General features: G+C 69.9%; 11 protein-coding genes. 3 read left to right on the forward strand and 8 right to left on the reverse strand.

All coding sequences use genetic code 11. The features are described 5' to 3' along the window. Window positions 1–2,476 (reverse strand): transglycosylase domain-containing protein (locus tag MJ783_RS01820; protein ID WP_239308142.1); only part of this gene is annotated, 2,476 nt, incomplete at its 3' end. A 403-nt stretch (window positions 2,477–2,879) separates the two neighbouring features. Here MJ783_RS01820 and MJ783_RS01825 point away from each other — a divergent pair. Then, window positions 2,880–3,083, forward strand: coding sequence for a hypothetical protein (locus MJ783_RS01825; RefSeq protein WP_239308143.1), 204 nt, complete (start codon window positions 2,880–2,882; stop codon window positions 3,081–3,083). A 41-nt stretch (window positions 3,084–3,124) separates the two neighbouring features. Here the strand turns inward: MJ783_RS01825 and MJ783_RS01830 are convergent, their stop codons facing one another. Then, window positions 3,125–3,544, reverse strand: coding sequence for a MerR family transcriptional regulator (locus tag MJ783_RS01830; RefSeq protein WP_239308144.1), 420 nt, complete (start codon window positions 3,542–3,544; stop codon window positions 3,125–3,127). A gap of 146 nt (window positions 3,545–3,690) precedes the next feature. On the opposite strand from MJ783_RS01830, the gene ahcY reads away from it, so the two are divergent. Further along, on the forward strand, window positions 3,691–4,962 hold the full coding sequence (gene ahcY / locus MJ783_RS01835) for an adenosylhomocysteinase (RefSeq protein ID WP_239308145.1): 1,272 nt from the start codon (window positions 3,691–3,693) through the stop codon (window positions 4,960–4,962). Window positions 4,963–5,129: 167 nt separating this feature from the next. Here the strand turns inward: ahcY and MJ783_RS01840 are convergent, their stop codons facing one another. Beyond that, the gene (locus MJ783_RS01840) at window positions 5,130–6,134 is read right to left on the reverse strand and encodes an RDD family protein (RefSeq protein ID WP_239308146.1); all 1,005 of its coding nucleotides are present in this window, start codon (window positions 6,132–6,134) and stop codon (window positions 5,130–5,132) included. A 240-nt stretch (window positions 6,135–6,374) separates the two neighbouring features. On the opposite strand from MJ783_RS01840, the gene MJ783_RS01845 reads away from it, so the two are divergent. Then, a complete protein-coding gene (locus MJ783_RS01845; protein WP_239308147.1) occupies window positions 6,375–7,382 on the forward strand; it encodes a stage II sporulation protein M in 1,008 nt (335 codons plus the stop codon). 137 nt (window positions 7,383–7,519) lie between these two features. Here MJ783_RS01845 and MJ783_RS01850 read toward each other — a convergent pair whose 3' ends face one another. The 5 genes from MJ783_RS01850 to MJ783_RS01870 all read right to left on the reverse strand — a co-directional run. After that, entirely contained in the window at window positions 7,520–8,815 is a 1,296-nt protein-coding gene (locus tag MJ783_RS01850) for a DUF58 domain-containing protein (protein WP_239308174.1), read from the reverse strand. A gap of 60 nt (window positions 8,816–8,875) precedes the next feature. After that, on the reverse strand, window positions 8,876–9,877 hold the full coding sequence (locus MJ783_RS01855; RefSeq protein WP_239308175.1) for a MoxR family ATPase: 1,002 nt from the start codon (window positions 9,875–9,877) through the stop codon (window positions 8,876–8,878). Window positions 9,878–9,999: 122 nt separating this feature from the next. Beyond that, window positions 10,000–11,286 carry a DUF4350 domain-containing protein gene (locus MJ783_RS01860; RefSeq protein ID WP_239308148.1) on the reverse strand — a complete coding sequence of 429 codons (1,287 nt, stop codon included), beginning with the start codon at window positions 11,284–11,286 and terminating at the stop codon, window positions 10,000–10,002. Beyond that, window positions 11,283–11,924 carry a DUF4129 domain-containing protein gene (locus MJ783_RS01865; protein WP_239308149.1) on the reverse strand — a complete coding sequence of 214 codons (642 nt, stop codon included), beginning with the start codon at window positions 11,922–11,924 and terminating at the stop codon, window positions 11,283–11,285. The genes MJ783_RS01860 and MJ783_RS01865 overlap by 4 nt, the downstream gene beginning before the upstream one ends. Window positions 11,925–11,929: 5 nt before the next feature. After that, window positions 11,930–12,902: hypothetical protein (locus MJ783_RS01870; RefSeq protein ID WP_239308150.1), on the reverse strand; the 973-nt coding region annotated here is incomplete at its 5' end.

Consider the following 12,902-nt stretch of genomic DNA (forward strand, 5'->3'; position numbering starts at 1 on the left):
ACCGGGCCGCTGTGGCTGGCGGTGCTGTCGGCAGGATGGCGCCCAACGACGGTGTGGTAGCTCCGGGCTGGGCTATCGTGACGCCCGGCAGCGGCCCAGCCGTCGTGGGTGCGGGTGCCGGTTGCGGCGGGGGAGTGGAGAGCAGACCGCCCTTGGTGCCTTGGGCCACCGTCGGATCGGCCTTTGACATCGGCATTGCCGGCACGCCGGTGAGCGCTTGGCGCAGCGAGCGGCCCCAGATGATCGCTGGAAGATCCCCGCCGAACACCCGGGGCCATGTCCGGCCGTCGGCGACGACTCCTTTGAGGGGGTTCCCCTGCGCCCCCTTGGGATTGCCGACAGCGACGGAGGCGGCTATCTGCGGGGTGTAGCCGACGAACCACGCAGCCGAGTAGTTGTCCGTGGTGCCGGTCTTGCCGGCGGCTGGCCGCCCGATCGCCGCCGCGTTCGGGTATCCCGTGCCCTGGGTGATCACTCCGGTGAGGACGCTCGTCACCGTGTCGGCGACACCGGCGGACACCGCCCGCCGGCAGCTGGGTGCGGGGGCAATGTCCACGTTCTGCTGGCTGGAGTCGGTGGCCGACAGGACATAACGCGGGTCACAGTGGACGCCGTGGGCGGCAAGCGTGGCATAGGCGTCGGCCATGTCCAGCGGGGTGACACGCTCGGAGCCAATGGCTATCTCCCCCTTTGCGGGGGAGACTTCCTTCAGGTAGGAAGCCGGGATCCCGAGCCGGGTCGCCATGCTGACGATGGCCGGTACGGAGATTTTCTCCGCGAGCTGGATGTAGTAGGTGTTCACCGAGTCCCAGGTTGCCTTCGACATGTCGTAGATGCCGCTTTCCTCCGGTTCGGCGTTGGCGAAGCCGGTGGGACAGTCACCGCCGCTGCGCGGATCCCCCCGGGGGAACCGCTTGGAGACGTAGCATGCGGGCGAATAAAACTGGGTGTTGAGCCCGTACCCCGCCTCCAGCGCGGCGGCGAGCGCGAAGGTCTTGAACGTGGAGCCGGGCTGGAACACCGCCGTGGTCGGCAGCGGCTCCTTGGTCTGATTGGCCGCGGCGTTGGAGCCGAAGGCCCGGTTCACCGCCATCGCCAAGACGTTGCCGGTGCCCGGTTCGATCACTACCTCGGTGGCTGACACCGGGTTGCTCGGCGCTATGACGGCATTGACCGTGTCCTGGACCGCGGCCTGGATCTTGGGTTGCAGGGTGGTCCTGACGACCAGCCCGCCTTCGTGGACCCGCCGGGCACGCTCGGCCTCGGTCGCGCCGAGCGCGGGATCGGCCAGCAGCTGGGTGCGCACGAAATCGCAGAAGAAGGGCGCGGTCGACGTCTCGCACGAGTCCTGCGCCGCGGCCGCGGCGGCACGCACCACCGTGACCGGGGTGGCCTTCGCCGCATCCGCGGTGGCCGAGTCGATGTAACCGAGTTCGGCCATCCGGTCCAGGACGACGTCCCGGCGCACCCTGGCGGCATCGGGATGGTTCACCGGGTCGTACAGGGACGGGCTCTGCACGAGCCCGGCCAACAGCGCCGCCTGGGGGAGCGTCAGATCGGTGATACGTACATGGAAGTAGTTCTGGGCGGCGGTACCGACGCCGTAGTTGCCGTTGCCGAAGTAGGCGATGTTGAGGTAGCGCTCGAGGATCTCGTCCTTGGTGAGGCTGTTCTCCAGGGCGACGGCGTACCGGGCCTCCTGGAGCTTGCGCTGGAGGGAGGTCCCGGCGGCGTCCTCGCGCTGTTGCTTGGTGCGCGCGTTCTGGAGCAGCACGTTCTTGACATATTGCTGCGCCAGTGTTGACGCGCCCTGTTGGACGTCGCCTGCCGCGCTGTTGCGCAGCGCCGCCCGGACGACTCCCTTCACGTCAACCCCGCCGTGGATGTAGAAACGCGCGTCCTCGATGGAGACGATGGCCTGCCGCATGACCGTTGGAATGGCCTTGCCGTCGACCACAGTGCGGTTCTCCTGGCCGCGCAGGGTCGCGATGACACTGCCGTCCGCGGCGAGGATGGTGGAAGTCTGGGGCAGCGGTGGCGTGACCAGCTCGGCGGGCAGGCTCAGGTAATGGTCGGCCGATGCCTTGGCGAACAGGCCGACCGCGCTGATCATGGGTAGGAACAGCAGCGCGAGGCCGATGCCCGCGGCGGTGACGACCAGCCCGATCCGGCTGAGCCGGCCCCGCCTGCCACCACCGTTGCCGCCGCCATCGCCGCCGGTCACCACGTCGCCGTCATCGGCTGCGGGCGCGCTTGCGTCCATGCTCGGCGGCGGCTGTCCGTTTCCGCTGGCGGTAGCGGAGCCGGCGGTACCGGCCGCGCTCGCCAGGCCACCGCCGTTCGCAAGGCCACCGCCATTCGCCAGGCCACCGCCGTTCGCAAGGCCATCGTCCGGTCTGTCGGAACCCGCCGCGACAGCGGCGGCATCCGATGCGCGACGCTGCGCTCGTGCGCGGAACGCGGAGTCTCTCTGCACGGCGGTAACGTCACCTTCCATGATTCAGTGAGCTTCGGCCCACGGGGAGATTCTGACCGACCCCCGTGGCGGAGCTGTACCCGGCGCGCTTGCCCGCCCCCGCATGGGGCTACGTTGTGCGCGGCGCCGCCAGGCTGTACGCGGAGCGGTCGATTGGGTGCGGCTGGTCACCGTGCCGTACCTCGGAGATGTGCGTGTGCATGTGCGGCGGCATGAGCGAGCCCACGTCCTGCCAGGCCCGCGGGGAAGGTCCCACATATCCGGATTGTGCTTACCGTGCTCCGTGCAACCGCGTTCCATACAGTGGTCCGGTGGCCACGGGACCACTGTATGCCGGCCCACTGCATGCCGGCGTGGAGGCGGACAATACTAACGATATCGGTAATTTCGGTGGGCGGGCCAGGTGAGCGCTGAACCAGCCGCGGGCGACCGGCCCGAGTCGGTCACCCGCGAGGTCAACATGTTGTGTCCGACCTGTGAGGGCCTTGGGTGTGTGACGCTGCTTCAGGTGGCCAGGCTGAGTGGTGAGCCGTGCCAGCTCAGATCCACGACGGCCTGCCCGGACTGCGTGACCACCGGCTACCGCCCGCTCACGCCGCCCATCTGAGCGCGGGGGCCTTCCGGGGCCTCCGGCGACAGGGGCATGGATCAACGGGAGATCCGCAGTAGGCGGCGCGCCTTTTGCGCGTCGAAGTCGAGGGCTTCGACCGGCGTGGAGGCGAGCCGGTGGACGAGCTGGCCCAGTCGGTGTACGTCGGCGGCCACCGCTGGATCGGCGAGGACGCGCAGGGCGAAGGCCAGGTCGCGCGGGCCGACGCCGTAATGCCGCTCCAGCTCGTCCGCGTAGGCGGCGGCGGCGAGGTCGCGCTCGCCGTACTCGCGGTGGCCGCCGCTGGAGCGCGAGGGCGCAAGCAGCCCCAGGGACTCCCGGTATCGCAGCATCCGCGCGGTCGTCTCGAGAACGCCGGCCGCACGTGTGATCGGCAGGCGCTCGCCGGGGCGCAGGCGCACGCGAGTCCGGATTGTGTCGAGTATGCGTGGGGCGTCCAGCACTTTTGGTATGGTCATGATTACCACCGGTCATCTTGACAAGAAAAAGTCAGCTTACTTGACAGGGCGGGCGGGTGACCGGAAGGCTGCTGGTCGACGTTCGATCACCGTTTGTGTGCTCCCCGTTGTCTGACGCCCGCAGCACCGTTGACAGGAGAACCCCAATGGCGGACCTGCCCAAGAACGACATAGCCGATCTCGCCTTGGCCCAGCAGGGCAAGACCCGAATCGAGTGGGCGGACCGGGCCATGCCGGTACTCCGGCAGATTCGCGACCGGTTCGCTGTCGAGCAGCCGTTCCAAGGTGCGAAGATCGCGGCCTGTATGCATGTGACGACCGAGACGGCCAACCTCATGCGGGCGCTCGCGGCTGGTGGCGCCCAGCTCGCCCTGTGCGCGTCGAACCCGTTGTCCACACAGGACGACACCGCCGCCGCGCTGGTCGCCGAGTACGGTATCCCCACCTTCGCCCGTAACGGTGTTGACCGCGACGGCTACTACGCGCATATCAACGCCGCGCTCGACGGCGCTCCGCACTATGTCTTCGACGACGGCTGTGACCTGGTCAACACCTTGCACACCACCCGAACCGAGCTGCTCGCGGGTGTGCGCGGCGGGTGCGAGGAGACGACCACGGGGGTTATCCGGCTGCGGCAGATGACCAAGGACGGCGCGCTGCGCTTCCCGATGGTGGCGGTCAACGACACCGACACCAAGCACATGTTCGACAACCGGTACGGCACCGGCCAGTCAACACTGGACGCGATCTTCCGTGCCACCAACACGTTGCTTGCGGGCAAGACCGTCGTGGTTGCCGGCTACGGGTACTGCGGCCGCGGTGTGTCCTCGCGCGCCAAGGGCATGGGCGCGAACGTGATCGTCACCGAGATCGATCCGACCAAGGCGCTGGACGCGGCCATGGACGGCTTCCGCGTCCTGCCGATGATCGAGGCCGCTGCCATCGGAGATGTGTTCATCACCGTCACCGGTAATCGTGACGTCCTGCGCCGCGAGCATTTCGAGGCCATGAAGGACGGGGCGATCTTCGCGAATTCGGGGCACTTCGATATCGAGATTGACATCACGGCCCTGTCCGACCTGGCGGTCGCGGGCCCGCGCCGGGTGCGTCACCAGACCGACGAGTACGTCCTGGCCGATGGCCGTCGCCTGCTCCTGCTCGCCGAGGGGCGCTTGGTGAACCTGGGAGCCGCCGAGGGACATCCGGCCGCGGTCATGGACATGTCCTTCGCGGACCAGGCGTTGACCGCGGAATGGCTGACCAGGAACTGGCAATCCCTCGCCCCGGGGATCCACGATGTCCCGGTTGAGATCGACAAGGAAGTCGCGCGGCTCAAGCTCGCGACGATGGGTCTCACGATCGACGTCCTCACCCCGGCCCAGGAGACCTACCTCAACTCCTGGGAGCACGGTTCCTGACCTTAGCGGTCGCCGCCGGAAGTTCGTCCAGGGTCTGCCGGCGCCTCGCGTCATCGCTCCCCGCACATCGCTTCGCGATGCACGGGTACCCCGGCTCGTCGGCCCCGGTAGAACACCGCTACCGGGGTCTCCGCCGACCGGGCGCTGTCAGCCAGGCCGGCGGCGGATCAGGCCGGGGGGACGAAGGGCCCGGGCGCCGGCTTGTCAGCAGGCTCGATCAGCCGGGTGGCAGACGATGCGGGGTCCTCGGGTCCCTGTCCCGGTGGGACCTGCTGGCCCTCCGGCAGATACGGGTACGGATACGGATACGGATACGGCCGGAGTGGATCCGGCGCTGTCGGGCGCTGATAGCCCGGATGCTGGGAACCCGCGTTCCAGGCTCCCGGTTGCCACGGCGCAGCTCCCGGTTGCCACGGCGCGGGGGCGTCGGCGAAGCGCCGCCGCGCCCGCGCGGTGCGTTCGGCAAGGACGGCGGACAGGTACGCCCAGCCAGGCGTATCCGGTGGCGGCGGCGGGGTGACGACCGCCCGTACGGATGCGGCGAGTTGGCTGCCGATCCGCTCGCGAGCCGCGGGCGAGAGGTCCTGGACCCGCCCGAGGAACTGGCGGATGGCGAGTGCCAGGGCGTCTTCGACCGATGACAGATCCAGCGTGGTCGCCCAGTAGGCGAGTTGCGGGGGCATCGTCACCGGCGCGCTGGTGCCGCGTGGGATCCGCTCCTGCAGGACGACCGTTCCGGCCAGGAGGTCGCCCAGCCGCCTGGATTTTTCCGAGATCAACATGCTGATCACGGCGGGGATCCCCAGCAGGGCTCCGGGCCGTTCGACCACAGCGCCGATCAGGCCCCGGACCAGGGCATGCCGGAACCGGATCGGCCCGCCATCATCCCGCACGACACGCAGTCCCATGGCCGCCTTGCCGAGGGTGCGGCCCTTCCAGACGGTCTCGGCTGTCACCGGGTAACCCACCAGTACCGTGATCACAACGAGCAGATAGACGGTGGCCGCGAGCGCGTCGTTGTCAGGAGCCACGATCCTGAAGGCAACCCAAGCCATGATCATGAGAGCGGTGAGCTGAAGGCTGAAGTCGACGATCCCGGCGATGAGCCGCGAGCCGAGCCGGGCGACTCGAAGGTCGATCGTGACGGCCTCGCCGGTGATGAACTGGCTCAAGCCGCACCTGTGGTCCGTGCCGTTCCGTACATGATTGTTTTTCCCGTCCTGTGGTCGGTCTCTCCGCGCATCTGTGCAGCCTGCCGGATCCCGGGTGATGCAACTCCGGCGGAAGCGCCGGTTATCCTGATCCAGTCTGTCCCCACCCGTCCGGTGTGCGCGCGGTAACGGCCGTGATTCAGATGCAGCGTTGCGGTCCGGGTATGGAGCGTGGCGCGGCGGTGGAGAGGCGGGAAGATTGTGGATCTTGACGCGTATGTCGGTCTGCATCGCGCTGAATGGGCGCGCCTGGAAAATCTTGTCAGGCGCGCGGCGCGGCCCCGCCGTATGTCCGGCGTCGAGCTCGACGAACTGGTGGATCTCTACCAGCGGGCCGCGACCCATCTGTCGGTGATCCGTAGCCGCTGTCCGGACCCGATACTGGTCGACCGTCTCGGTGGCACGGTGACCCGGGCGCGAGCCGTTGTCACGGGCGCGCGGGACCCGGGCTGGCATGTCGTCGGCAGGTTCTTCACCGTGACCTTCCCGGCGGCGGTGTACGCCCGCCGCGGCTGGGTGCTCGCCACCTGCGCGGGCTCACTCGCGGTTGCCCTCGCCCTGGGCCTGTGGGTGCTGAACTCCCCGGCCGCCTACAGCGGGTTGCTCCCCCCGGACGAGGTGGCGGCCATGTGCCGGACGGATTTCGCCCGGTACTACTCGGAGAACCCCGCCGCTTCGTTCGCCGCGCACGTGTGGACGAACAACGCCTGGGTGAGCGCCTCGGCCATCGCGCTCGGTGCGTTGGCGGGCCTGCCGACCCTGGCGGTGCTGCTGGCCAATGCCACCAACCTGGGGCTTGTCGGCGGTTACATGACCAGTTGCGGTGAGTCAACACAGTTCTTCACGCTGATCCTTCCGCACGGACTGCTGGAACTGGCCGTGGTGTTCACCGCGGGGGCGGTCGGTCTGCGGCTGGGGTGGTCCATGATCGATCCGGGTCCGCGCCGCCGGGCCGAGGCCCTGGCGATGGAAGGCAGGGCCGCCGTCGTGATCTCACTCGGGCTGGCCGTCGCGCTGGCGTTGAGCGGCTTGATCGAGGCGTTCGTGACGCCGTCATCCCTGCCCGCCGGGGTGCGGATCGCCATCGGTGCCGTCGCCCTCGCGCTGTTCGTCGGCTATGTCCTTGTCTACGGCAGCCGTGCCGTGGCCGCGGGGGAGACGGGCGACCTGGAAAAGGATCTTCTCATCGACCTTGCGCCGACCGTCTGACCGGGCTTTGTGACTGGCTGACCGGGGCTGACCGGGGCTCCGTGGGCCGTCTCGGTCGATCTTCTGGTGATCTGTTAGAGCGTGTGTGAGATCGGGCTTTCGATCAGTGAGCCGGAATGACGATCTCACACGCGCTCCTACAGGCGGCCGGCGGATTTCAGGCTCAGGTAGCTGTCGGTGACAGCGGACGCGTAGGTCGCGGGTGGGGCATCCACGACCTGAACGCCGTGCCCGCGGAGCAGGCCGGTGAGCTGGCGCCGCTGGAGCAGCGTCTGCTCGGCCGCGGCGGCGGAGTACAGCGCACGGACGTCCCCGCGCCCGGCCGCGAGCTCGGCCAGGCGCGGGTCGCTCACGGCCGCGACGATGACGGTGTGCCGGGCGGTCAGCGCGGGCAGCGCCGGCACCAGGCCTTCTTCGATCACCGCCGGGACGAGTTCGGTGAACAGTACGACAAGTGATCGCCTGATAGCTATACGCAGCACCGAGGAGGCGATCGCCTGATGGTCGGTCTCGGTGAGCACGGGTTCCACCAGCGCCAGCGCGGCGCTCATCCGGACCAGCGGATTCGGGCCGCCAGCCGCGGGGAGCGTGACGCGGGCGGCGGCGTCATGGGCGATCAGGCTGACCCGGTCACCGGCACGGGCGGCCACCGCGCCGAGCAGCAGGGCGGCGTCCATCGCGTGGTCGAGGCGCGGGGTGTCGCCGATGCGGCCCGCGCTGGTCCGCCCGGTGTCGAGGAGGCAGATGACCCGGCGATCCCGTTCCGGCCGAAACGACTTGACCGCGACGGTGCCGCGCCGCGCGCTGCTCCGCCAGTCGATCATCCGTACGTCGTCGCCTGGAACGTAGTCGCGCAGGCTGTCGAATTCCGAGCCTTGCCCGCCCCCGCGCAGCGTGGCGTCACCCTCGATCTCCCGCAGGCGGGCCAAGGCGGCAGGCAGGTGGCGGCGGGAGGTGAACGGCGGCAGCACCCGCAGCCGCCAGGGCGCGGCATGCCGTCCCTGCCGGCCAGCCAGACCGAGGGGGCCCAACGAGCGGACGGTTATCCGGTAGGGGTGACGATCACCCCGCCGGGTGGGCCGCAGCACCAGGTCGCAGAATCGTCGCTGCCCCGTTGGAACGGTCACCCGCCAGACACGTGGCGTGGCACCTGACGAGGGCGGCCATGCGTCCCGGACCTGGGCGCGGACCGTCCGGCGGCCGGTGTTCGTCACCGCCAGCACAAGTGGCACCGTCGTTCCCAGCCGTGCGGTGCTTGGCCCGGAACGGGTGAAGACCAGCGTGCGCACCCCGCCGGCAAGGGCGAGATCCACCGCGATCGCGGCGATCAACAGGCCATTGGCCAGCAGCAACGTCCATCCCGGGGCGGGGGAGAACACAACGGCCAATACGCTCGCGAAGGCGAGCGCCGTTGCCCGCCGGGTGACAGCCACCTGGGACTCCTTCGGGCCTCCGGGCACGATCATGATCGTGTACCCTTCGGTGGTAGCGCGCTACCGCGGTACGGGCACCGTGGCGAGCACCTGGTTGATGACGCTGTCCGCGGTGACGCCCTCGAGCTCGGCTTCGGGACGCAGCGCGATCCGGTGCCGCAGGGTCGGCCGGGCGAGCGTTTTGACGTCGTCCGGCGTCGCGTATCCGCGGCCGGACAGCCAGGCCCAGGCCCGGGTCGTGGCCAGCAGGGCGGTGGCGCCGCGTGGGGAGGCCCCGAGCTGGACGGCGGGCGCGGCCCGCGTCGCCCGGGCCAGATCGACGATGTAGCCGAGGACCTCCGACCGGATCTGGACGGCGCGGACCGCGTCGCGGGCGACCGCCAGCTGGGACGGCCCGGCGACCGGCCGGATCCCGGCCGCCGCCAGATCGGACGGGTCGAAGCCGGCGGCGTGCTGGGCCAGCAGCCTGATCTCGTCGTCCCGTTGCGGCAGCGGCACGGTGAGCTTGAGCAGGAAACGGTCGAGCTGCGCTTCCGGGAGCGCGTACGTGCCCTCGTGCTCGATCGGGTTCTGGGTGGCGATGACCGTGAACGGCACCGGCAGCCGCCGTGGTGCCCCTTCGACGCTGACCTGGCGTTCCTCCATCGCCTCCAGCAACGCGGCCTGAGTCTTCGGTGGTGTCCTGTTGATTTCGTCCGCGAGCAGCAGGTTCGTGAACACCGGCCCTTCCCGGAAGGTGAACCGGGACGTGGCCGTGTCATAGACCAGCGATCCGGTGACGTCTCCCGGCATCAGGTCGGGGGTGAACTGCAGCCGTTTGGTCTCGAGGGAAAGCGCTGTGGCAAGCGCCCGGACCAGCAGGGTCTTGGCAACCCCCGGGACGCCTTCGAGCAGCGCGTGCCCGCGGCAGAGCAGTGCCACGACAAGGCCGCTGACAGCGGCGTCCTGGCCGACGACCGCCTTGCCCACCTCGTCCCGCAACGCGATCAACGCCTGGCGGGCCGATTCGGGATCGTCTTCGGAATCGCCTTCGGGATCGTCCGAGGTGCCCCGGTCCGGCAGCGCCTGGGCTGCCGGTCGGCCGGGATACAGGCGCGGTTCGGCCACCGGTGCCCCGGTGGCCGCCTCTTTCCGAGCTGGTGTCCGCGCCACGGCATCGCTGTCGCTGGCTGTCCCGGGCGCGCTCACTGTGTCATCACCTGCCTGTCCAGCGCGTCGAGCCGCTGCGCCAGCTCCACCAGTTCGTGATCCGTAACCGATGTGCGCGCCGGCTGGGACATGCCGGTGGCCGCGGCCATGGGATGACTCATCCCGGAACCGTACAGGAGTGACCTGATTTCTACTGGTGGCTGCCCGGTCCGGTCGGCAACCGAGATCACGAGCGTGTCCGGATCCGGTTCGGGATGCGCCGCCGCTGGTTCCCGCCAGGCTGCCGGGCGGGGCCGGGTCGCCAGCCCGAGCCGTTCGGCCAGGCGTGCCCGCAGCCCCGCCCGCAGCGCCGCCGCGGCCAGCTCCCGTGCCTTCCCCGCCGCGTAGAGCCGTCCTCGCCCCTCGACGGTCTCAGCCGCTCGTACCACGACCGGCAGCGGTTCGGCCACCGGTGGCCCGAGCCTGCGTCCCCGCCACAACGCGAGGACGACCACGGCGAAGGCGATCTGCAGGCAGCCGAGCACGACCCGGTCGGGAAGCAGGTCCGCCAGGCTGCTCCTGGCGGCCACCGAGCCTGGTCCGCCCGGACGCGGGAGCACCCATGTCACGCCCGGGTGCCGGTTGAGCAACCCGATCGCAAGTGCCGCGTCGCCCTCCTTTGCCAGCTGCTTGTTGGTCATGAACTCGGCGCTGCCGGACACGACGAACCGTCCGGCCGGGGCTCCCGAGGCGGTACGGACCGGCTGTTCCAGCACGACCAGGGTCGCGGCCGAACGCACTGGGTAACAGGCTGTCACACCGGTGGCGTCCGGTTGAGTGACCCGGAAGCCCGATCCGCCGCCCACGACGGCGGCCCGTGCCACCACGGCCTCGGGCAGCTGGCATTCTGGCGCACGCGCCGCGGCCGGCACACCGCCGGTGTTGGCCAGCGGCAGATCCAGGTTGTTGAGGACCGCGGTGGTCGGCTCGAGGAGCAGTACGTCACCGCCACGGCCGACCACCGCGGTGAGGGCGTCGAGGGTGGCAGGGCTGACACGTTCGGGATAGCGCATCACGATCGTGGTGTCGCGGGCAGCCGCCGTGGCCGCGACAGGATCATCGCTCACCGTGACGCCGATGCCGCGCGCCCGCAGGATCTCGGCCAGCGCTCTGGTCCCGCCTGGTGCGGCCGACGCCGGATCGAGCGGGCGATCGCTGGATTTTTCGATCATGGCGGACGCCGCCGCGTAGGCGACGACAAGCAGCGCCAGGACGGCGCCGATCCGGACACCACGGCGGACCGCCCGCGGATCGGGCCTGGCAGGTAGCGCGGTGGCGGTCACACCGGCACCGCACCGCGTGCGGCCTGGCCCACCGGGCGTGGGCGCATGCCGGTGAGCGCCTCATCCGCCCGGACGACGAGCCGGTAGGAAGCTTCGGACGCGTCGAGCGCGCCATACCAGATCTCGCTGAATACGGTCACCGCGGCGGCCAGCGCGGGCGTGCTCCCGGCGTCTATCCGGGCGACCTCGGCGACGAGTTCGCCCGCGGTACGCCCTGGCCGGGGCTGTAGCACTCCGGTCTCCTCCAACATCCGCACGATTGCCCGCAGCCGTGACCGCACCGCTTCGGCGAACGCGCCCGCGAGCGCGAGGCCGTCGGCTTCGGCGCGCAGCGTGGCGGCGGACAGCGGGCTGCTGAGAGAAAGATCGTCCGGGTCCGTCCGCGAGCGCCGTCGGACCGGGCCGAGGCGCAGCCACACGACGCCCGCGGCCAGGGCCGCCACGATCACGATCGCCGCTATGCCAAGCCCGCGTCCCGACGGCTGTGTGGCGCTGGTCCACAGGTCGGTCAGCCGATCGCCGATCCAGTTCAGCACGCGCTCGGACCATCCCGGGCCGGCCTCGTGATAGATCGTCCTGGAAAGCTCACGGCGGGCTTCGCCCGCCGCCCCGTCATGGGTGACCGTTGGCCCGACCATGACGTCTACTCGTACCTCCGGTCGTTCGTCGCGCGCTCCCGCACCGTCTGGACGAGCGTCACGTCCAGCCCCTCCAGCCGGATGCGGCGGTCGATGTACAGCAGCACGATGACCCCCGCGCTGATGGGCGTGGTCACAGCTCTGGCCGCGATGTTCATGACGGCGGTGAGGAGGAGACCGAGTGCCGTCAGCGTGCCGTTGGACGGATCGGTCAGGGAACCGCCGCCGACAGCGATGATCACGGCAAGAGGGATCAGGAGGATGGCCGTGAGGATCCCGACCATGATCTCGGCGAGCAGCAGGATTCCGAAGGTCCGCCACCACGTGCCGCGGACCAGCGTCCACGAACGCCGCAGGGCTGTCGAGATGCTGCCGCCCTCGAGAACGAAGGCGGGAGTCGCCATGCAGAGCGCGACCATGACGAAGATGGCGCCGACAAACAGCCCGATGAGCCCGAGCACGGTCAGGAGACCTACCGCGATCGATAGGCCGATCAGCCCTCCGAGCCGAGGCTGGATGCGCCGCAGAGCCTCTCCGGCGCTCATCCTGCCACCCAGGACGGCCTCGCTGACCACCGCGCTCAGCATCCCGGCCAGGACGATGGCGAGAACGCCGTAGAGCACGAAGGTCACGGCTGTGGCGAAGCCCTCAGCCGCGGTGGACGTCCGCTGGCTCCAGGCGGTCAGCAGGGTACTGATGATCTGGACCACGGCGGTTGCGGCGATGGTCAGCCCGACGGTCGCCCCGGGGTTGCGGCGCACCGCGGTGAAGGCACCGTCAAGGATCTCGCCGACCGCGAGCGGGCGCAGCGGGATGATCCCCGGCTTTTCGGCCTGATGCCATGATCCGGGCTGTCCTGGTCCGTACTGGCCAGCATCGCCTGGCGGTTGCTGGTTCCAACCGGGTGGGGGCTGTGGCTGGCCCCATCCGGTTGGCGGCGGTTGCTGGTGCCAACCAGGCGGGGGTGGTTGTGGCTGG

The organism is Protofrankia sp. Cj3 (genome assembly GCF_917627355.1).
Classification (GTDB): domain Bacteria; phylum Actinomycetota; class Actinomycetes; order Frankiales; family Frankiaceae; genus Protofrankia.